We start from the raw sequence: 20,491 nt of genomic DNA, 5'->3' as shown, positions 1-20,491 counted from the left end.
TCTGTCTCTCCTCCCCTCTGTCGGATACGGGTAGCCCCCAACCCCCCCCCCCCCCCCCCCCCCCCCCCCCCCCCCCCCACCCCCCCCCACCCCCCCCCCCCCCCCCCCCCCCCCCCCCCCGCCCCGTCGCCGGCGCGGCGCGGGGTTGCGCCGGCGGTCTTCGGGCCGACGGCGGCCGGCTCAGCCGAGCAGGGTGCCGCCGGTGGCGTCGACGAAGGAGCCGGTGATCCAGCGGGCCTCGTCGGTGGCGAGGAAGGCCACCACGTCGGCGACGTCATCGGGCTCGCCGACACGGTTGAAGGTGGACAGCGCCGCCATCTGTTCGACGGCTTCGGGGACGTCGAAGACCGGGTTGCCGTTGCGCGTGATGCCCGGCGCCACCGAGTTGATGGTGATGCCGCGCGGGCCGAGGGCCTTCGCGAAGTGCAGGGCGAGCTGTTCGAGGGCTCCCTTGCTCATCGCGTAGGCGATCTCGTCCGGGTTGGCGAACCGGGTCAGGCCGGAGGAGATGTTGATGATCCGGCCGCCGTCGGGCATGTTCCGCAGCGCCCGCTGGATCAGGAAGAACGGGGCCTTCGCGTTGACCGCGAAGATCCGGTCGAACTGGTCGGGGGTGATCGCGTCCGGTCCGACCCCGCCCATCACCCCGGCGTTGTTGACCAGGATGTGCAGGTCGGTGCTGCCGGTGCGGTCCAGCAGGTCCTGTTCCAGGAGGGCGAACAGCCCGTCCACGTCCCCGGGGACCCCGAGTTCGGCCCGTACCGCGAAGGCGCGGCCGCCGTCGCGTTCGACCGAGGCGACGACCTCCCGGGCGGCCTCCCCGTCGCTGGTGTAGTGGACGGCCACGAGCGCGCCCTCCTCGGCCAGCCGGATCGCGGCCGCCCGGCCCATGCCCCGGCTCGATCCCGTGACCAGGGCCGTCCTGCCCGCGAGGCGCTCCATGCCGTTGCTCCGTTCCCGTACCGGCGCCGCCGTCGGCGCGACCTTGACCGGGTCCCGGCGGGCGGGGCGGTGCGGGGTCCGCGCCGGTTCCGCCCCGAACCACCGTTCCAGGGCGGCCGTCAGGGCGGTGTCACCCGTCCCGGCCGCGTCCGTCCCGTCGGCGCCCGGCCCGGTGTCCGACCAGACCACGTGCCCGTCGGGCCGGACCAGCAGGGCGACACCGCCGGGCAGGTCCCGCCCGTCCGCCGCCGGGGCGGACGCGGCCGTCGCGACGCGCACCCGGCCCGCCCAGGGCCCCGCGGCCGCGCGCAGCCGCGCCCCGAGGGCCTCCTCGCCCGGCGCCAGCAGCAGCAGCCCCTGGCCCTGGCGCAGCAGCTCCGCGGTGGTGGTGGCCCCCTCTTCCCCGACGAGGTCGACGGGGGGCAGCCGCAGCCCGAGCAGCGGGCCGTCGCCCGGGCCAACCTCGTAGCGGACGTCGAGGCCCGAGATCATCCCGGCCAGGTGGGTGCGGACGTCCTCGTGACCGGTCAGTTCCGCGAACACCTCGCGGACCGCGTCGACCTCGGGTCCGCCCAGCAGCAGCAGCGCCTGTGTCCTGATGTTGCCCTGCACGGCCCGCCCGACAGCGTGCCGTTCCTCGTGGTAGCTGTCGAGGAGTGCCTCGCCGCCATGGCCCGTGACCGCGGCGGCCAGCTTCCAGCCCAGGTTGAAGGCGTCCTGGAGCCCGAGGTTGAGGGCCTGGCCGCCGACGGGCATCTGCTGGTGCGCCGCGTCCCCCGCGAGGAAGAGCCGGCCCCGGCGGTACCGGGCGGCCTGGCGGGAGGCGTCGTCGAAGGAGTTCACCCACAGCGGGGTGCCCGCGCCGATGTCCTCGCCGGTGATGCGCTTCCAGGTGTCGGCGACCTCCTCGAAGGAGGGGGCCGAGCCCCGGGGCCGCGCCCCGAACTCGTGCACCATCACCCGGGTCACCCCGTCGGGGCGGCGGGCCGCGACGACGAGTCCGCCCTCCAGCCGTTCGAAGCGGCGGGCGGGGACGTCGATGCCCGTCACGTCGGCCCGCAGCAGCTCGCGCCCGGCGTCGGTGCCCGGGAACTCGAAGCCGCCCAGCCGGCGCACGGCGCTGTTCTCGCCGTCGCAGCCGACCGCGTACGCGGCCCGGAAGGCCAGGGCCGTGCCGTCGGGGCCGCGCACCTCGGCGAGGACCCCGTCGCCGGTGTCGGACAGCCCGGTCAGCTCGTGGCCGCGCCGCACGTCCGCGCCCAGGTCGGCGGCCCACTGCCCGAGCAGTTCCTCCAGCCGGGCCTGCGGGACCTTCCACTGCCCGGGGTGGGGGCCCGGCAGGCCGAGGCCGAAGGGGATCCCCCCGAAGTGGCCGGCCTCCTCGCCCGGTACGTCACCCAGGGCGTCCAGGAGACCCCGGCTGTCGAGGATCTCCATGGTGCGGGCGTGCAGGGTGGAGGCCCTGGATTCGGTGGTCGGCGCGGCGAGCCGGTCGAGGACCACCACGTCCGCGCCCGCGAGCCGGAGTTCCCCGGCGAGCAGCAGACCGACAGGGCCCGCGCCGACCACGATCACCTGGGATTCGGTGCAGTCCTGCTCGATGGCCATGGGCGTACTCCCTCTCTTGGGCCAGGCTGTACTGGGGACGGTCCGCGTCAGGCGCTGACGAGGGCCCGGAGGCTCTCGTTGACGGCCTCGACGAGCGAACGGGGGGTGCTGTGGTCGGAGAAGACGTCGTCGTCGAGGGTGATGCCGAACTCGCGCTCGATCCGCCCGCCCGTCTCCAGGAGGGCCAGCGACTCGTAGCCCAGCGACTCGAAGTCGGTGTCGAGGATGGGGCCGCCGAGGTCGACGCCCTCGTCGGCGCCCGCGCCCTCCAGGAGGATGCGCTTGAGGTCGTCGAAGGTGAACTGCTGCTTGGACACGGAGGGTCCCTTCATCGGTCTTCCGCGGCCGGCCAGTCGCGGCCGCGGGGTACGGGGAGCTCCCGTCCGGGCCGGACGGGGGCGGGGTGGGCGGACGCCGGTGGGCGGCGTCCGTCAGTCGACGGAACGCAGCACGACCGCGGAGTTGAAGCCGCCGCGGCCGCGGGCGAGGACCAGCGCGGTCTCCACGGAGGCGGTGCGGGGCGACGCCGTGACCAGGTCGATGTCGTAGGCGGCGGACAGGGTGACGTTGGTGGTCGGAGGGATGAGCCCCTCGCGCATGGCCAGGAGCGCCGCGGCCACGTCGACCATCCCCGCACCGGAGTTCAGCCGGCCGGTCATCGTCTTGGGCGCGGTGACCGGCACCCCCCGGGGCCCGAAGACGGCCGTGATGGCCTCGGCCTCCTCCCTGTCGAGGCGGGGGGTGCCGGCGGCGTCGGCGAAGACCACGTCGACCTCGACGGGGTGGACACCCGCGTCGGCGAGGGCCGCGTCGATGGCCCGGCGCAGACCGGGCTCGCGTCCGCTGCCCAGGCGGGGGTCGAGGGTGGAGGCGTGCCCGGCGAGTTCTCCGTGGATGGTGCGGGCCCCGCGGGCGCGGGCGCCGTCCTCGTCCTCCAGGATCAGCAGGGCCCCGCCCTCGCCCGGTACGTAGCCGGCGGCCGCCTCGTCGAAGGGCAGGTAGGCGCGCTCGGGTTCGGCGACGGTGGAGACGAGTCCGCCGGCCAGGTGCGCGGCCCAGCCCAGGGAGCAGAGGGAGGAGTCGAACCCGCCGGCGGCGATCAGCCGGGTGCCCTTGCGGAGCTGGCGCCGGGCGTGGGCGAGGGCGTCGAGCCCGCCCGACTGTTCGCCGACGACGACGCCGGCGGGGCCGCGCAGGTCGTGGCGGACGGAGATCTGCCCGCTGTTGACGGCGTAGAACCAGGCGAAGGACTGGTAGGCGCTGACGTGTTTGGCGCCGCGGCTCCAGAGGTTGTGCAGCTCCCGCTCGCCGAACTCCATGCCCCCGGAACCGGCCGCGGTGACCACGCCCATGTCGCAGGGGTGGATGTCCCCCGGTGCCAGGCCCGCGTCGGCGAAGGCGCAGTCTGCGGCGACGAGGGCGAGCTGGGTGACCCGGTCGGTCTGCGGGACGAGGCGTCCCGGCAGGTGCTCGGCGGGGTCGAAGCCGTGGATCTCCCCGGCCAGCCGGGCGGGGTAGGAGGAGGCGTCGAAGCGGGTCACGGGCGCGATGGCGTTCTTGCCGACCCGGGTCGCCGCCCAGAAGTCCTCCACCCCGAGCCCGCTGGGGGCGGCCACTCCGATACCGGTGACCAGGGTCCTGCTCATGCGGTCCTCCTGTCGGGGCGGGCCAGCACCATCGCGCTCTGGAACCCGCCGAACCCGCTGCCGACGGTCAGGACGGCATCGGTACGGTGATCCCGGGCGACGAGCGGAACGTAGTCGAGGTCGCACTCGGGGTCCCGGGTGCGCAGGTTGGCGGTGGGCGGCACCACGTGGTGCTCCATCGCGAGGACGGACGCGGCGATCTCCATGGAGCCGATGGAGCCGAGCGAGTGCCCGATCATCGACTTCACCGAGCTGATCGGGGTCCGGTAGGCGTGCCGGCCGAGGGCCAGCTTGTACGCGGCGGTCTCGTGGCGGTCGTTCTGCCGGGTGCCGGAGCCGTGCGCGTTGACGTAGTCGAGGTCGGAGGGGCAGAGCCGGGCCTCGTCGAGCGCCACCGTGACGGCCTCCGCCAGTTCGCGGCCGTCGGGGCGCAGCCCGGTCATGTGGTGGGCACTGGACCGGGAGGCGTGGCCGGCGATCTCGGCGTAGAGGTGCGCGCCGCGCCGACGGGCGCTCTCCAGCTCCTCCAGGACGAAGACGGCCGCGCCCTCGCCGAGGACGAACCCCTTGCGGGTGGCGTCGAAGGGCCGGGAGGCGGCTTCGGGCCGGTCGTCGTAGGAGGTCGTGGCCTTGACCGCGTCGAAGGCCGCCAGGATGAGCGGGGTGATCGGGGCGTCGGTGGCTCCGGTGACCATGATGTCGGCGACGCCCTCGCGGATCAGGTCGGCCGCGTGGGCGACGGCGTCGATCCCGGAGGTGCAGCCGGTGGAGACCACCGTGGCCGGTCCCTCGGCCGCGGCGGCCCAGGCCAGTTCGGCCGCGAAGGAACTGGGCACGAACTGTTCGTACAGGTGCTCCGGCGCCCGGGTGTGGTCGACCTGGGCGAGGCGGCCGTCGTCGCCGGCCACCCGGTAGGCGCGGTCGAGTCCGCCGATCGCGCCGACGGCGGTGCCGACGCTGACCCCGGTGCGGTGGGGGTCGAGCGCGGCGAGGTCGAGGCCGCTGTCGGCGAGCGCCTCGCGCGCCGCGACCACGCCGAACTGGGCGGCCCGGTCCATGCGGTGGACCTCCTGCGGGGTCAGCCCGTGCAGGAGCGGGTCGAAGTCGGCCTCGGCAGCCACCTTGGTCCGGAAGCCGGAGGGGTCGAAGCGGGTGATCCCGCGCGTCGCCGTGCGCCCCGAACTGAGCAGGCTCCAGAAATCGCGGGTGCCGATTCCTCCCGGCGCCAGCACCCCGAGCCCCGTGATCACTACCCGGCGAGCCACCGGTGCGGCCCTCCCCTCGTGTCGGCCCGGCCGGTGCTCACTCGGACGCCGACCAGTCGTAGAAGCGGGTGGCCATGGCGTCGGCGGGGGTCCGCCAGGTGGCCGGGTCGTAGGGCTGGATGAAGGGCAGCAGGTCGTGGCTGATCCTCATGAAGCGCGGGTCCGTACGGGATTCCTGGATGCGTCGGCCGCCGTCGTCGTCGGCGAAGTCCTGGAGGTGGAAGTAGAGGCCCTTGTACATGAACAGGCGACGGCGCAGGGTGCCCATCCGTTCCGGCATGTCCGTCTTGTCGAACTCGGAGAAGAGACGGGTCACTTGGTCCTTCGACATGCTGTCCATCCGCGCCACGATCAGGTTGCTGTGCTGCATGCGTTGTCTCTCTCTTCCGTGAGGGGAGGGCGGGGGGTCAGGCGTGGTACAGGCGGATGAAGTCGGCGACGCCGTCCGCGATCAGCGCGTCGGCTTCCTCCTGGGGCACCGGCAGCGCGCCCAGGAAGGAGCGCTGGACGACGGTGGAGGGGACCAGCAGGATGAACCGTTCCGCCGCCTGGTCCGCGTCGGGGATGTCGAGCAGGCCGCGGACCGCCAGGCGCCGCAGCCGCTGGGCCAGTTCGCGACGGGCCTGCCGGGGACCCGCCGCCTGCCACTTCTCGACGGCCTCGGTCGGCAGCCGGGTGACCTCGGCGCTGATGTGCCGGACGATGGCGAAGTGCTCGCGGAAGGCCTCCAGCGGCGCGAGCCAGGCCCGGCCGAGGGCGATGAGGTCCGCTTCGAGGTCGGTGATCTCTTCGAGGTAGCTGTCGGCGACGGCCGCGAGGGCCGCCGCCACGGAGGCGGAGCTGTCCAGCAGCACGCCCAGCAGCAGCTGCTCGTGGTCGGGGAAGTGCTGCGCGACGGTGTCCGTCAGCACGCCCGCCTCGGCCGCGGTGGCCCCGGCGGTGCAGCGCGTCCAGCCCTCGCGGGCCAGGACCGTACGGGCGGCCCGGACGATCTCACGGCGTTCCCCGGCCGGTCCGGACGGGGCGCGCTCGATGGTTGCCAGGGGCGTTGCCATGGTGGTGGTCTCTCCTCGTGAGGTGCTCGGGGATGCGCGTGCGGTGCTCTTGGTGTGCTCGTCCGCGGGCAGCCGGACGCGCCGCTCCCCCGGACCGGCGCGATGGCCGTCGGGACGCGGGCGGTCGGGCTACGGCCGTCGGGCTCGGGCGGTCGGGCTACGGCGGTCGGGCTACGGCCGTCGGGCTCGGGCCGTCGGGCGCGCGGCGCTCAGGGTCGGCCGGCGGGCCTCATGCGGGGCCGAACCAGCGCTCCAGGGCCATCGGCAGGTCGTGGTGGCTGCCGGGCGCGGCCCAGGCCACGTACCCGTCGGGCCGGACCAGCAGTGCGGTGGTGTCGTCCGGCAGCTCGCCCCCGGGCGGGCCGACGGGGCGGGCGGTGACGGTGTCCACCCGGTCGCCCCAGGCGGCGGCGCGCTGGCGCAGCCGCGGGTTGTCGGCCAGGTCGAGCAGAACGCCCCGGGCGGGACGCAGCAGCGCGGTGGCGGAGGTCCGCCCGCCGGGCCCGTCCAGTTCCAGTCCGGGCATCCGGCGGCCGAGCAGCGGGTGGCCGCCCCTGCCGACGTCGTAGGTGATCTCCAGTCCGGTCACCATGGCCGCGAGGTGGCGGGCCACGTCCTCGTACGCCATGAGCTCGCGCAGGGAGTCGCGCAGCGGCTGCACCTCGGCGCCGCTCAGGAACAGCAGCCCCTGGGCCCGGGTGTTCATGAGCAGCCGCCTGCCGACCGGGTGCCGTTCCCCGTGGTAGGTGTCGAGCAGGGCGAGCGGCGCCCGGCCCCGGACCACGGAGGCCAGCTTCCAGCCGAGGTTGACCGCGTCCTGGATGCCGGTGTTCATGCCCTGCCCGCCCGCGGGCAGGTGGATGTGCGCGGCGTCGCCCGCCAGCAGTACGCGGCCGCGCCGGTACTCGGTGACCTGCCGGGCCGCGTCTCCGAAGGCACTCACCCACACCGGCTCGGCGGCCGAGATGTCCTCGCCGGTCAGCCGCTGCCAGGCGGCGGCGACCTCCTCGAAGGACGGCGGGGCCTCGCGCCGCCGCGGCGGGGTGCCGCGTTCGCAGACGACGATGCGGGTGGTGCCGCCGGGCAGCGGGCCGACCATCACCATGCCGCCGGGCAGGGTCTCGCCGATCATGCGGGGCTTGAGCTCGATGCCCTTGATGTCGGCGAGGTACATCTCCATGGTGGCGGCCGTGCCGGGGAAGTCGAAGCCGGCCGCCTTGCGCACGGTGCTGCGCCCGCCGTCGCAGCCCACCAGCCAGGCCGCGCGCAGGGTGTGGACCCCGTCCGGCCCGCGCACCTCGACCTCGACGCCGTCCTCGTCCTCGCGCAGCGCGAGCACCTCGTGGCCGCGCCGGATGTCGGCGCCCAGGCCCGTGGCCCATTCCTCCAGGTGCGTTTCGGTGACGGACTGCGGAACGGTCTTGGCCGCCTGGCAGGCTCCGTCGAGGACGCCGAAGTCGAGGGGCAGGCCACCGAAGTGGCCGAGGGTGCTGCGTTCGATGTCGCCGAAGCGCGCGAGGATGCCGCGCTGGTCGAAGGTCTCCAGCGTGCGCGCGGTGAAGCCGAGGCCGCGCGATTCGCCCGTGCGGCGCTCCAGGCGCTCCAGGACCACGACGGCGACTCCCGCCAGCCGCAGTTCGCCCGCGAGCATCATGCCCGCGGGGCCCGCGCCGACGACGATGACCGGTGCGTCCATCACGACTCCTTGAATTCGCCTCCGGAGACAGTGCACCGGATCTTGACTACAAGGTTCTTCGGACGCGAGCGGCCGTTCAATGGTGCTGGATTCAGGACTCGGTCAGGTTCCACAAGGGCCGGTCCGGTGGGTCGGAGAACGGCCAAGGGAATGTCAAGACCAGGTCAGACCGCTCCGTCCGGCCGGTGGGACGTGACTCAGGTGCGGGCCGCGGCGCGGCGGTCGAAGCAGGCGCGGACGTCGCTCTCGCTGTAGTACGTACGGCCCGCGCGGTTGCGCCGGCGCCACCGCTCCTCGCTCGCCAGCCGGTACACGGTGCCCGTCGGGGTGTGCCACAGCTGCGCGATGTCGCCGGCGGTGAGCCAGCGTTCGGTGGCCGGCGCGGCGGCGCCGGGCGCCCGCCCGGCCTCCATGGAGTCGCTCAGCTCGCTCCACCGGTCGCTGGTCCAGCGGTGGGCCGGGTCGGTGTCGCACACGACCGCCCGGCCGGCGGTCCGGTCCGCGTCGCGGACGGACAGGGCCAGGGCTCCGGGGCAGCCGGCCTCGGGGCAGTCGCCGAGGCGGAAGGTGCGGGCCGGGTCGGGGAAGGCGGCGCGGCGTCCGGACCGGACCAGGCGGGCGATCTCCTCGGAGGCCTCCGCGGCCGCCGGGTGGGCGGCGATCCAGTCGGCGTTGCGCTGCAGGAAGGCGGTCAGGGCGGCGACGGTGCGCGGCGGTGCGGGGAACCCGCGCTCCTGTGCGACGAGTCCGCCCCAGGAGCCGAGCACGGAGACCATCCGGGCCCGTACGTCGGCCGCGGCCCCGTTGAAGGGGAGTCCGGGCAGCTCGCCGCCGGTCGTCCGCTCGCGCAGGCTGCCGGGGGTCATCCCGCCGAGGACGCGCCCGCACTCCTCGTACAGGTGCGCCAGTTCGCCGAGGCCCGCCGAGAGGTGGTCCCGGCAGGTCCGGCACAGCCGGCTGCCCCGGACCGTACGCCGGCGGGGGCGTCCGTCGGCTCCGGCGCCGCGGCAGCCCTCCCCGTGACACAGTGCCGTGACCGTCATGTCGTTCCCCCCTCGGCTCGTTGCGGTGGTCTGCGTGCTCCCGCGCGGGTGCGCGGGGCGGGCGGCTTCAGCCCTGGCCGAACCGGAAGCCGACGCCGCGGATGGTGATGATCCATCCGGCGCCTATCTTGTTGCGCAGGGTGCTCACGTGCGTGTCCACGGTCCGGCGGGACCAGGAGTCGCCCCACACCTGCTGCATCAGCATCTTGCGGGGGATGACGGTGTCGGGATGGGACGCGAGGAGGTAGAGCATGTCGAACTCCTTGCGGGTGGTCTCGACGGGCACCCCGTCCAGCGTCACCTCGCGCGTCCCCGAGTCGATCCGCAGCGGACCACGGGTGATGGTGGCGGCGACGGGCCGGGTGGGGCGCGCCCGGCGCATGACGGCCTCCATGCGGGCCATCAGTTCGCGGAATCCGTAGGGCTTGGCCAGGTAGTCGTCCGCGCCCGCCTGGAGGCCGAGGACCCGGTCGAGTTCGCTGCCCCGGGCGGTGACCGCTATCAGGGGGATCTCGTGGGCGGCGCGGATGCCCCGGCAGACCTCCAAGCCGTCCAGGTCGGGCAGTTCCAGGTCGAGGAGCACCAGGTCGGCGTCAACGTAGCTGCGCAGCGCCTCGCCACCGGTACCCACGATGTCGACCTCGTGCCCGTGCCGGCGCAGACCGCGCGCCAGCGTCTCGGCCTCGGCCGAGTTGCTCTCCACGATGAGGATCCGCCACAGCGCCGACTGCGTCGGCGTGTGCTGCGGTGTTCTCGGGCCTTCGGCCGGTGAGAAACCGCCGTTCGCTCCCGCGGCGACTGTGTGAGGTTCCAGCACAGCCATGGTCCGCTGGTTCATCTGCCCCCCTCCCTCAAGCTCGGTTGGGTCAACGTCAAGAAGATACAAACCGCTGCGTCGGTTTGTCAAAGCCCACAAAACATGGCCAGGCTCTCGATAAAAGGGTTAAATCGGGCCATCAGTAGGCGAAAAACCACGTTGATCAGGCCATCCGGAGGGACCCACACCCGCTTCCAATACCAACGGGACGGTTTAATAATAGAAGGAAACTGATACAGGAGCTATGCGTGATCAAACAAGAACGCGCTGTCCGCACCCGCCGCGCACTGATCGAATCGGCGGCCAGGGTGTTCGGACGGCGCGGGTACGCAGAGGCGACGCTGAGCATGATCAGCGTCGGAGCCGGAGTCAGCCCGGGCGCGCTGCACTTCCACTTCGAGAACAAGGCCGCGATCGCGGCGGCCGTCGAGGCGGCTGCCGCGCGGGCACTGCGCGCTGCGGCCCGGGAGGTGTACGCGCGGCGCACTTCGGCCCTCCAGGCCCTGGCGGACAGCTCCCACGCCCTCGCCGGGCTGCTCCTGTCCGACGTGGTGGCACGGGCCGGCTTCCAGCTCAGCCGGGAGCCCACCTACCCGTCGTCGTTCGCCCTGCCCGGGGAGTGGCACGAGTACGTCCACCGGCTGCTGACGGAGGCGGCGCACGAGGACTCCCTGCTGCCCGGCCTCAACCGCCAGAGCGTCACCACGACGGTGGTGGCCGCCACGCTCGGCTTCGAGGTGCTCGGCCGGGACGACGCCCAGTGGCTCGCCCCGCGCACGCTGGCCGGGTTCTGGCGGGTGGTCATGCCCTGTCTGGCGACCCCGGCCACCCTGCGCGCCCTGGGTGCCGCCGGCCGCGGCTCCTGACGCGCCGGGGCGGCCCCCGCCCCAACGGCGGCCCCCGCCCCGCCACGGCGGCCGCCGACCGCCGCGACCGACACCGGAACGGCCCCTGGCCCGTACCCCCGCGATCGGGGGTACGGGCCAGGGGCCGGGTCCTGTCCGCCCGCGCCCGCCCTGCCGGGAGGCCAGGGTCGGCCGCCCGGCCCGCTCACACCGGCCGCAGGCTCCTGACCGACTCCCTGGCGTACTGCTGCGCGGGCTCCAGGGTGGCCAGGCTCTCGCGGCCCAGCACCTCCCGCACGTACCGGCCCGCCCGCGCGGGGTCCGCGCCGGGTCCCAGCATCCGCTCGACCGCGCCCGCGTCCAGCAGGACGTCGTGCCGGCACACCACGGTGACCCCCGTGGCGTCCGGCTCGACGGACCACTCCCCGGCGTGCGCGGCCAGCAGGGGGTGCGGCCGGGTGCGCTTGAAGACGATGCGGCCGGCCGCCGGGAAGCACACCCGCACCTCCTCGGTGGTGTACGCGGAGCCGTCGTCGGCCAGGTTGACCAGGCGGGTGCGCTGCACCCCCGGGCGGTCCTCCGTGACGTCGGCGCCCACGACGTGCGCGACCCGGCCGGGCCAGGAGCCCACCCGGTAGAGGAACTCGTGGACGGGTTCGGCCGGTCCCGGGATCCGCACCGAGTCCTCGAAGGACAGCAGCAGCCCGTCGATCCTCTGCCAGCGCTCCGCGAGGGCGGCCAGTCGGCCGAGCACACCGCGGGCTTCGGCCTGTGCGGACGCGAGCACGCGCGCGACATCCGCCGTCCGGTTCCCGGCGACGGTGATGTCCTGCTCCAGCGACAGCCGCGACCAGCCCGGAGCAAGCTCCTCCACGCTCCACGAGCCGCCGGAGGTGGTCACGGGGTCGGCCGGACGCTCCTGGCGGAAGCCGACGCGCCGGTGGTGCGCGTCCAGGGTCCGCCGCCACAGCGACGGCCGCGCGGTCCCGTCCGCGATCGCCCACTGGGCGTACCGGTCCGTGGTGCCGTCGAACTCAAGCCTCTCCACGTGCACGGTGTCCGGCAGGAACAGCGGCCACGGCGCCGTGTCGGCCACCACGTTGTACAGGACCCCGGCCGGTGCGGCCGCGTCGACCGCGTGTGACATCCGGTGTACTCGCTCGACAGACATCAGACACCTCTCTCAACGCTTGACGCAGAGTCTGTCTGTATCCGCCGGAGTCCCCTTGGAATGCCGCTCGATTTCCGCCCGCGGCCCGCCCCGCCGGTACCCGCGATCACACCGCGGCGGCGGCCCGGCTGCGCAGGACCTGGTTGACGCACCGCAGGAAGCTCCTCGGCGTGTCCGCCAGTTCGAGCAGCTCACCGTCGAGGAGTACGTCGTACCTCCGCTCGATGGAGCCGATGGCCTGCAGGACGGAGAGCGAGTCGTAGCCGAGCTCGTCCCAGTACAGGTCCTGCACGTCCTCGCTCAGCTCCGCGCACTCCTCCTCGCCTCCCCAGATCCGCAGGATGCGGGCCAGCTCCGTGAGCTCCAGCCGGTCCATGGCTTGCCTCTCCCCTCGTCCACCGGGGCGTCGGCGCACACCGGGTCGCGACGAGCCTGGTCCCACCGGATGGAGAGCCGCTCACGCCGTCGCCCAGCCGCGCTGGAGCCGTCGACGCGCGCCCTGCCACGGCCCCGCCGTACCCGGACCGCCGCCCCGGGCGACCCGCTGCGTCAGGCCGCGTAGAGGTCGAAGGTCGAGCTGCGGCGCGGGCCCGCGGCCACGTCGAGCGCCGGGTCCACCCGGAGCATCGCCTGGTGCAGGCGCTGGAGCTGCTGCGAGGGTTCCACGCCGAGTTCACCGATCAGCCGGGCCCGGAGCCTTCGGTACACGTCCAGCGCGGTGGCCTGCCGTCCGGACCGGTACAGCGCGACCATCGCCTGCGAGTGCAGCCCCTCGTGCTGCGGGTTCCTGGCCATCAGCTCGGTGAGCTCGGCGAGGAGTTCGCTGTGCCGTCCCAGGCGCAGGTCCACGTCGATGCGCCGCTCGGTGGTGACCAGCCGGCTCTCCGCCAGCCGCAGCACCTCGATCTCCAGGATCGGCCCGACCTTGACGTCGACGAGGGCGGGTCCCTGCCACAGGTCGAGGGCCTTGCGCAGCATCTGCGCCGCGCGTTCGTCGTCGCCCTCGTCGAAGGCGCTCTGGCCACCGGCCACGAGGGCCTCGTACGCGTGGACGTCCACCGACTCCTGCGGGATCTGGAGCAGGTAGCCTCCGTGCCGGGTCGCGAGCACGTCCTTGGCCGTGCCGGGGGCGCCCGGTCCCATCGCGGTGCCCAGTCTGCGGCGCAGCTGCAGGATGTACGTCTGCAGGGTGGTGAGGGCGCTCTCCGGGAGCTTGGTCCCCCAGATCTCCTCCATCAGGGTCGGTACGGGCATCACCCGGCCCGGGTAGAGCGCGAGAAGCGCCAGGATCTGACGCGGCTTGCCCGCCGTAGGAACGATCGATGCCCCGTTGACCTCGGCACTCAACGGACCCAGAACCTGAATCTCCACGGTCTCCCGTCTCCCCTCCGTTATTTTGTCGAGATACTCACGGTTTTCAGTATTCGACCCGATGACGGTAAGGCAGCCCAGGGCGGCATCACCGCGTTCTCAAGCCGACGTCGAGCAGACCTCCGAAGGGGGCGAACAGCCGCGGGATTCGAAACGCCGTCTTCCGATTGGCTGCCAGAACCCCTGTTCAGCCCGCAGATCAGTTCGGTCGCTTCTGTTCCGCTTGCCTGATGCGCAAATTCGTTCCGCGGATTTCCGGAAGGTTCCGGAAAGGAGTGGGCAAATGATCTTCAAATGATCCGTCAGCCCACTCGGGCGAGCCGCTTGCGGGCCGTCTCCGGGGATTCCGCCGGGCTCTCGGGGCCGCTCATCAGGATCGACCGCTGGAGACTGCGCAGGGCGGAGGACGGCTCGATGCCGAGCTCGCGGACGAGGGTGGCGCGCAGCCGCTGGTAGACGCTGAGCGCCTCGCCGCGGCGGCCGGAGCGGTGGAGGGCGAGCATGAACTGCCCGTGCAGGTTCTCGTGGATGCGGTAGCGGCTGGCCAGGACGGTCAGTTCCGCGAGCAGTTCGCGGTGCCGGCCCAGGCGCAGGTCGGCCTCGATGCGCTGGTCGAGCGCGCACAGCCGGGTCTCCTCCAGGCGCCGCGTCTCCATGTCCAGCTGGACACCGCCCTCCACGTCGGCGAAGGCCGGCCCGGACCAGAGCGCCAGCGCCTCGCGCAGCAGCCGTGCGGCACCGGGGAAGTCGCCCGCGTCCATCGCCCGGTAGCCCATTCCGGCCAGCCGGTCGAATTCGCGGACGTCGCTGGTCCCGCCGGCGCTGCTGAGCATGTAGCCGCCGGGCAGCGTGACGAGCACGTCCTTGGGGGTCCGCGTCCCGTCGGCGCCCTCCAGCGCGGTGGCGATCAGGCCGCGCAGCTGGAGCACGTAGGTCTGGAGCGTCGTACGAGCACTGCGCGGCGGCTGCTCGCCCCACAGTTCCTCGATCAGCGCGGACACCGGGACCACCTGGTCCGCGTGGAGCGCGAGCAGGGCCAGCACCTGACGGGGCTTGGCGGCGGTCGGCGTGATGGAGACCCCGTTCTCCCGCACGGTCAGTGCGCCCAGTACATCGATGTCCACGCCGTACTCCCCTGCTTCGTCCATGGATGAGCCCTCGACTTTCGCTGGAATGAGCAAAAAACAGCCGGGCCGGTTTGTCAATACCAAACCGGCTGTACCGTTTTTCGCCCCCTACCGACCGCATCAACCCCTGAAGCGCACCCCCTGAACTGGGACTTACCTGGCCAGAAGGCCGACGCCAGGCCTCCCCAGGGGCCCGGAAGGCAAGAAGAGTCGCCCCGAGAGGGGTACCCGGCCAGCCACGAAACGGCCGAGAACCGACCATGTGGTTGGCTCGCACGCCCCTGCGGCCCCTCCGCACCGACCGCCCCGCCGCCAGGTTCAGACCGCAGAAGGGCATCACCGCGCCACTGGCGCGATCAATACAAACCGCTTTAGCGGTTTGCTCACCGGCATTCGCGCTCAGCAGTCACTGGAACGACACCGGAGCCCCGCCGGAACACCGCTCGAACCTCAGGGCCGCCCGCTCCGCCGACGGGCCGGTACCCGGCGCACTCCGGCCCGCGGACCGGCCGCCGCCAGGCCGGTCCGGCGGCGGCGCCGGCCCGCGCCGGTCCGCCTCCCCCCTCGCGACCGGTGGCCGGATCGGCGGCGGGCGGGCTCCGCCGCACGCCCCCGCGGGCCGACGGCATATGCAGGAATCTTCACGTGGGCAAACGGTGAACGAAACCCGTGGGGCGACACACCCCGCCCGCGACCCACCCGGCGGCCACGCCCCGCCGCCCGCATCGGCGGCACACCGGCCCCGGAACCCGCGCACCACCCGTGTACTGCGGGGGTCTGTGCACGGAGGGGCCCGCGCGTCACCCGCCCCGAACCCCTACCGGTGCCACGGGGACCGACGGGCCCGCGGGGGGCGGGGAGCCGGCCCGCGACCCGCGCGCAAACCGGGGCTCCCCATGCGAATCGGCCATTCTTCGTCCCCGGGGGTTCACCGGACGTCCGACAACCGGTCCACGCGCCCCGAGGGGCCCCCTTGAGATGCTTCAGTGCGAGTGGCGGAGACCCGACGCCGGATGAGGGGTGGCGGCACGGACGGTAGGGGGAGGTACGAGTTGCCGGAATCTCACCTTCCGTATTTTTCATGGCCAAGGGTCGCGATCCCTCTGGATAAAAAACCGGTTGGTATATATTTTTCTCGCAGTCACACCTGTAACCGGCCAGCGCTGCCTAGGGGGAACAATGAGCGCGAGCACGTTTCAAGTCGAGCGCACAGCGGGCTACGAACCGGCCTGGCGGACGACCACCCCTCCGCTCGGACAACGGGGTAACCGCTTCACCTCGCTCACCTCCACCGTCCCGAAGGAATTAGTGCACCGTGCCTCGGTCGCCGAAGTCCTTCTCACCGACTGGGAACGGGTCGACCACAGCCGATTCGCCGTCAGCGCGCAGTGGCCCCGCTCCCACAGCTTCTTCACGCCCATCGCGGGCGCCTACCACGACCCCCTCATGTGCGTCGAAACGATTCGGCAGATCGGCAGCCTGCTGGGCCACGCCGAATACGGAGTCCCTTTCGGCCAGCACTTCCTGCTGTGGGACCTCAGCGTCACCGTCGTCCCCGAACACCTCCAGGTCAGCAGGACCCCCGCCTCCCTCGACATCGACGTCAGCTGCACCGAGGTGAGACGGCGCAACGGTGACCTGGGCGGCCTGAACTACGAGGCCGTGGTCCACCGCGCGGGCCACGTCGTCGCGACGGGACGCGTCTCCTACACCTGCACCACTCCCGCCGTGTACCGGCGCATACGCCCGCCGCACACCCTGCTGCCCGGCCACAAGCCGCTGCCCCTGACCGCTCCCGTCGCACCGCAGAGCGTGGGACGGATCTCGCCCACCGACGTGGTCCTGTCACCCACCGGTACACCGGACCGCTGGCAGCTCCGGGTGGACTCCCTCCACCCCATCCTCTTCGACCACCCGGTCGACCACGTTCCGGGCATGGTGCTGCTGGAGGCCGCCCGGCAGGCCGCGTCGGCCGCCCTGGGCCGCTCCTCCCTCCTGCCGCTCAACATCTCCGGCGATTTCAAGCGCTACGCCGAACTCGACGTGCCGTGCTTCATCGAGGCCGAACGCCTGCACGACGGCGCGCCCGGAGGGGAGGAGACGGTGGTCGTGACGGGCCACCAGGACGGCCACCTCGTCTTCGGTTCCACCGTGACGGCGGCCCCGTACATCGGCTGACGGGTGCCCCTCAGCGCGGCCCGAAGGCCGCCAGGTGCTCCCCGGCCCACTGCCGGAACGAACGGGCCGGCCTGCCCAGGACGTCCTGAACCGTACTCCCCACCCCGGCCTTGGCCCCGGCACGCTGCCGCTCGGCGCTCTGCAGCAGTGCCTCCGCCACGGCCGCCGGATACCGCGCCCCCCACACCGCGCGGGCCTGCTCCGGGTCCCACTCCTCGAACCGCAGCGGCCGGCCCAACAGGTCGGACAGCTGGGCCGTCTGCTCCACCGCCGAGAGCGCCCGGGGTCCGGTCAGCGTGTGTACGCGCCCGGTGTGTCCCGGCTCGCCGAACGCGCGCACGGCCACCTCCGCGATGTCTCCCGGATCGACGCAGGCGTTCGGCGACGTCCCGTACAGGCCCCGCACGACACCCTCCGCACGTACCGGACCCGCCCAGGAGAGGGCGTTGGACATGAAGGAACGCGGGCGCAGCAGCGTCCACTCCATCCCCGATCCCCGCAGGACCTCCTCGTTCTCCCGCTGCCAGCGGGTGATGAGGTCATCCGCCCGGCCGTCCCCGACGGCGGCGGCGGAGAGCTTCACCACGTGCCGCACCCCGGCCGACCGCGCGGCCGCCAGGAACCGCGCGTCGTCGTCGCGGCCGACGCGGCTGGTCACCAGGAAGGCGGTGTCCACCCCCCGCACGGCCCGGGCGAGCGAAGCGGGGTCGTCGTAGTCCCCGTGGACGGCCTCGACCGTCGCCGGTCCGGCCACGACACGTTCCGGTTGCCTCGCCATGGCCCTGACCGCCGGCCCTGAACCGATGCGGCGCAGTACCTCCCGTCCCACCGTCCCGGTGGCCCCCGTCACGAGAATCATGGTGCTTCCTTCCGGTCATGTACGCGCCCTCCGGCGCGTACGGGGTTGGCGTGAGAGTTACCCGCTGTAAGATACGTACGGGACGGACGGTTTGCATCAGGGCTTCCGACGCTCCGAGAATCCTGTGAGGGAAGGAGCCACAGTGGCTGAGCAAATTCGAGCCATCCGCACACGCCAGGCGATCCTCGGCGCGGCGGCCAAGATCTTCGAGGAACGCGGCTACCAGGCGGCCACCATCTCCGAGATCCTTGCGGAGGCGGGAGTGACCAAGGGAGCCCTGTACTTCCACTTCCAGTCGAAGGAGGACCTGGCCTTCGGCGTGCTCAACGCGCAGAACCAGAGCCTCGTCGTCCCCGACCGCGCGATCAAGATGCAGGGGATCGTGGACATCGTCATGCTGCACACCCACCGCCTGCAGACGGACCCGATGGTCCGCGCGGGCGTGCGGCTGACGATGGACCAGCTGGCACAGGGCCTCGACCGCAGCGGCCCCTTCCTCGCCTGGGCCGTGCCGATGCGCGAGGGCCTGGAAAGGGCCCAGAGCCAGGGCGAACTGCTCCCCCAGATCGATCCGGCCGAGACCGCCGACGTCATCGTCGGCACCTACGCCGGCATCCAGTCCATGTCGCAGGCCCTCACCGAGTACGAGGACCTGGTGGTCAGGGTCACCGCGCTCATGCGCCACCTGCTGCCGAGCATCGTGCAGTCCTCCGTCCTCACCTCCCTGCACCTCGGAGAGAACCGCGGGGCCGAGGTCTACGCCGAGGCCGTCCGGGCGATGGAGATCTCGCAGGCCCGCGAAGACCTCGCCAGCTGATCCGCGCCGCCCACGGCCGCGCGCACCCGCGGCCCGAAGTACCAGGACAGGGCGTCGGCCAGCCGGCCGCCGTCCTGTGACCAGGCGATGTGGCCGTCGGGACGCACCAGCAGCGCCTCGTACGGCATCGCCGGGGTCGGCTGTGCGTGCACCACGCGCACGGTGTCCGACCACGGGCGCGCCTCTTCCCCGTGGCGGCCGGCCGGCTCGCCGAAGAGGAGGAGGAGCGGGCCTCCCTCCCGCAGGAGCCCGATCAGGTCGGTCTCGCCCGCCCGCGTGAGGATCCGCGCGTTCGGCGGGAACCGTCCTTCGGACCCGCAGGGCCGGCCCGTGTGGGCGGGCAGCACCGTCCCCTGGCCACTGATCATGTCGCCGATCCGCCCGCCGTCCCGGTCCGCGGCCAGGAGCCCGGTGAACACCTCGCGCAGCGCGTCGACTTCGGCCCCCTGCCGCATCAGCGCGAGCTGTGCCCGCGTGTTGTCGACGACCCCCTGTGCCGCCGGCCTGCGTTCGAGGTCGTAGGTGTCCAGCAGGCCCGCACCCGCCGTGCCGCGCACGGCGAGGGCCAGTTTCCAGCCGAGGTTGAGGGCGTCCAGCACCCCCGTGCTCAGCCCCTGGCCGCCGATGGGGAAGTGCAGGTGCGCCGCGTCGCCCACCAGGAAGACGCGTTCCGCGCGGAAGGTGCGGGCCAGGCGCGTGAAGTCGCTGAACCGGCTGATCCACCGGGCCCCTTCCATCGCGACGTCGCGCCCGGCGATCCGGGACACCTCGCGCTGGAGCTCCTGCGGCGACGGCTGCGCCTCCCGGCCCGCGTGGGCGCCGGAGCAGTCGACGGTACGGATGTGCGTTTCGCCCGCGGGCGTCCGCTTGGAGACGATCCAGCCGCGCGGAGTCCGCAGCCAGCCCTGCTCCAGGTCGCCGGGGTCCCGCAGCCGTGCCAGGCCCACCAGGGCCGACACCGTGGCGGGAGTGGCGTCGGAGTCGATGCCCGCCAGGTCGCGGACCGTACTGCGGGCCCCGTCCGCCCCGACGACGTAGGCGGCGGAACAGGCAGCCGTCCCCTCCGGCCCCTCGACGGTGAGCCGCACGGCGCCGTCCCGCTGCGTGACCCCCGTGACCCGGTGCTCCCGCAGTACCCGCGCGCCCGCCGCCAGCGCCCGTGCCTCGAACCGGCGCTCAAGCTCGGCCTGGGGGCGCTTGAGGATCGGCTCCGGCTCCGTCTCGGGCACGGTGATGAGCAGTTCGTGGATGCCGGCGAAGTGGAACCGGCCCGCGGCCGTACCGGCGGACGCCGGTCCCACGTCCGGCGGGAGGTGCCCGCGCCGGGCCAGACTCTGTACCGCGCGGGCGTGGAGGGTGGTGGCCCTGGGCCGCTCGCTGATCTCCGCCCGCGCCTCCAGTACCAGCGTGTCGACCCCGTACCCGGCCAGCTCGGCCGCGACCAGCAGACCGACCGGCCCTCCGCCGACGACCACCACTTCAGCGCGCACGCCGTCCCCTCTCCCTCACCCGGCGAGGAGAAAATATACCGGCTGCCCCGTTCTTTTCAATGACCGGACCGTAGGATCACCACATGATCAGCTCTTCGCTCCGTCTGGTACCGGTCACCCCGGCCGACTTCGAGGCCGTGTGCGCCGTGCGGGTGCACCCGCACCAGGAACACCTCGTCTCCCCCGTCCAGAAGTCGCTGGCCGAGGCCTACGTCCACGGGGACACCGCCTGGCCGCGGGCCCTGGTCGACGGTGACGAGGTCGTCGGCTTCGTCATGGCCTTCCTCGACATCGTCTGGGACCCGGCGAAGGACCCGGAGCACCGCCGTTCCGGCCTGTGGCGCCTGAACATCGCGGCCGGCCACCAGGGCAAGGGGTACGGCAGCTTCGCGGTGGGGGCGGTCCTGGAGGAACTCCGCCGTCGCGGCACCGGGCGGGCGTACGTCTGCTGGGACACCGGCGAGGGCACCCCCGAGCCCTTCTACGCGGGCCTCGGCTTCCGCCACACCGGCGAATTCAGCGGCGGCCAGACCGTCGGCGTGCTGGACCTGGTGTAGCCGC

General features: G+C 73.1%; 19 protein-coding genes. 4 read left to right on the top strand and 15 right to left on the bottom strand.

Annotated elements, in window-relative coordinates:
- Window positions 1-180: 180 nt before the first annotated feature.
- From ACZ5D2_RS37265 to ACZ5D2_RS37225, 9 genes are all read right to left on the bottom strand, one after another.
- Entirely contained in the window at window positions 181-2,550 is a 2,370-nt protein-coding gene (locus tag ACZ5D2_RS37265; RefSeq protein WP_331733587.1) for an SDR family oxidoreductase, read from the bottom strand.
- A 47-nt stretch (window positions 2,551-2,597) separates the two neighbouring features.
- On the bottom strand, window positions 2,598-2,867 hold the full coding sequence (locus ACZ5D2_RS37260) for an acyl carrier protein (protein ID WP_266845263.1): 270 nt from the start codon (window positions 2,865-2,867) through the stop codon (window positions 2,598-2,600).
- A gap of 114 nt (window positions 2,868-2,981) precedes the next feature.
- On the bottom strand, window positions 2,982-4,196 hold the full coding sequence (locus tag ACZ5D2_RS37255; protein ID WP_468935738.1) for a ketosynthase chain-length factor: 1,215 nt from the start codon (window positions 4,194-4,196) through the stop codon (window positions 2,982-2,984).
- A complete protein-coding gene (locus ACZ5D2_RS37250) occupies window positions 4,193-5,461 on the bottom strand; it encodes a beta-ketoacyl-[acyl-carrier-protein] synthase family protein (protein ID WP_331733593.1) in 1,269 nt (422 codons plus the stop codon). The genes ACZ5D2_RS37255 and ACZ5D2_RS37250 overlap by 4 nt, the downstream gene beginning before the upstream one ends.
- A gap of 37 nt (window positions 5,462-5,498) precedes the next feature.
- Window positions 5,499-5,831, bottom strand: a complete 333-nt coding sequence (locus ACZ5D2_RS37245) for a TcmI family type II polyketide cyclase (protein WP_266845268.1) — start codon at window positions 5,829-5,831, stop codon at window positions 5,499-5,501.
- Window positions 5,832-5,868: 37 nt separating this feature from the next.
- Entirely contained in the window at window positions 5,869-6,516 is a 648-nt protein-coding gene (locus ACZ5D2_RS37240; protein ID WP_331733596.1) for a TetR/AcrR family transcriptional regulator C-terminal domain-containing protein, read from the bottom strand.
- Between the two features lie 229 nt (window positions 6,517-6,745).
- Complete coding sequence (locus tag ACZ5D2_RS37235) at window positions 6,746-8,212, bottom strand: FAD-dependent monooxygenase (RefSeq protein WP_331733598.1); 1,467 nt, start codon at window positions 8,210-8,212, stop codon at window positions 6,746-6,748.
- Between the two features lie 197 nt (window positions 8,213-8,409).
- Window positions 8,410-9,255 (bottom strand): hypothetical protein, encoded by an 846-nt coding sequence (locus ACZ5D2_RS37230; RefSeq protein WP_331733600.1) that lies wholly within the window; start codon window positions 9,253-9,255, stop codon window positions 8,410-8,412.
- 67 nt (window positions 9,256-9,322) lie between these two features.
- Window positions 9,323-10,093, bottom strand: coding sequence for a response regulator transcription factor (locus tag ACZ5D2_RS37225; RefSeq protein ID WP_266845275.1), 771 nt, complete (start codon window positions 10,091-10,093; stop codon window positions 9,323-9,325).
- A 227-nt stretch (window positions 10,094-10,320) separates the two neighbouring features.
- Between ACZ5D2_RS37225 and ACZ5D2_RS37220 the strand changes: the two genes are divergently transcribed.
- Window positions 10,321-10,938, top strand: a complete 618-nt coding sequence (locus ACZ5D2_RS37220) for a ScbR family autoregulator-binding transcription factor (RefSeq protein WP_331733604.1) — start codon at window positions 10,321-10,323, stop codon at window positions 10,936-10,938.
- 184 nt (window positions 10,939-11,122) lie between these two features.
- Here ACZ5D2_RS37220 and ACZ5D2_RS37215 read toward each other — a convergent pair whose 3' ends face one another.
- From ACZ5D2_RS37215 to ACZ5D2_RS37200, 4 genes are all read right to left on the bottom strand, one after another.
- On the bottom strand, window positions 11,123-12,088 hold the full coding sequence (locus ACZ5D2_RS37215) for an aromatase/cyclase (RefSeq protein WP_371681555.1): 966 nt from the start codon (window positions 12,086-12,088) through the stop codon (window positions 11,123-11,125).
- Window positions 12,089-12,194: 106 nt separating this feature from the next.
- Entirely contained in the window at window positions 12,195-12,464 is a 270-nt protein-coding gene (locus ACZ5D2_RS37210; RefSeq protein WP_331733609.1) for a phosphopantetheine-binding protein, read from the bottom strand.
- 173 nt (window positions 12,465-12,637) lie between these two features.
- On the bottom strand, window positions 12,638-13,459 hold the full coding sequence (locus ACZ5D2_RS37205; protein WP_266845283.1) for an AfsR/SARP family transcriptional regulator: 822 nt from the start codon (window positions 13,457-13,459) through the stop codon (window positions 12,638-12,640).
- Window positions 13,460-13,761: 302 nt separating this feature from the next.
- The gene (locus tag ACZ5D2_RS37200) at window positions 13,762-14,583 is read right to left on the bottom strand and encodes an AfsR/SARP family transcriptional regulator (protein ID WP_468935743.1); all 822 of its coding nucleotides are present in this window, start codon (window positions 14,581-14,583) and stop codon (window positions 13,762-13,764) included.
- A gap of 1,182 nt (window positions 14,584-15,765) precedes the next feature.
- Here ACZ5D2_RS37200 and ACZ5D2_RS37195 point away from each other — a divergent pair.
- Window positions 15,766-16,764: a ScbA/BarX family gamma-butyrolactone biosynthesis protein gene (locus ACZ5D2_RS37195; RefSeq protein ID WP_331733613.1), complete on the top strand. Its 999-nt coding sequence runs from the start codon at window positions 15,766-15,768 to the stop codon at window positions 16,762-16,764.
- Between the two features lie 10 nt (window positions 16,765-16,774).
- On the opposite strand, the gene ACZ5D2_RS37190 is transcribed toward ACZ5D2_RS37195, so the two are convergent.
- A complete protein-coding gene (locus tag ACZ5D2_RS37190) occupies window positions 16,775-17,623 on the bottom strand; it encodes an SDR family oxidoreductase (RefSeq protein ID WP_331733616.1) in 849 nt (282 codons plus the stop codon).
- Between the two features lie 142 nt (window positions 17,624-17,765).
- Here ACZ5D2_RS37190 and ACZ5D2_RS37185 point away from each other — a divergent pair, with 142 nt between their 5' ends.
- The gene (locus ACZ5D2_RS37185; protein WP_331733618.1) at window positions 17,766-18,440 is read left to right on the top strand and encodes a ScbR family autoregulator-binding transcription factor; all 675 of its coding nucleotides are present in this window, start codon (window positions 17,766-17,768) and stop codon (window positions 18,438-18,440) included.
- Here the strand turns inward: ACZ5D2_RS37185 and ACZ5D2_RS37180 are convergent.
- Window positions 18,380-19,930 carry an FAD-dependent monooxygenase gene (locus ACZ5D2_RS37180; protein ID WP_331733621.1) on the bottom strand — a complete coding sequence of 517 codons (1,551 nt, stop codon included), beginning with the start codon at window positions 19,928-19,930 and terminating at the stop codon, window positions 18,380-18,382. The genes ACZ5D2_RS37185 and ACZ5D2_RS37180 overlap by 61 nt on opposite strands.
- A gap of 83 nt (window positions 19,931-20,013) precedes the next feature.
- Between ACZ5D2_RS37180 and ACZ5D2_RS37175 the strand changes: the two genes are divergently transcribed.
- A complete protein-coding gene (locus ACZ5D2_RS37175) occupies window positions 20,014-20,487 on the top strand; it encodes a GNAT family N-acetyltransferase (protein ID WP_331733623.1) in 474 nt (157 codons plus the stop codon).
- The last annotated feature ends 4 nt before the right edge of the window (window positions 20,488-20,491 follow it).

Source organism: Streptomyces sp. NPDC031479, from assembly GCF_055581065.1.
Note: the sequence above shows the minus strand (reverse complement) of the source record. Positions and strands in the feature narration are given on the sequence as shown.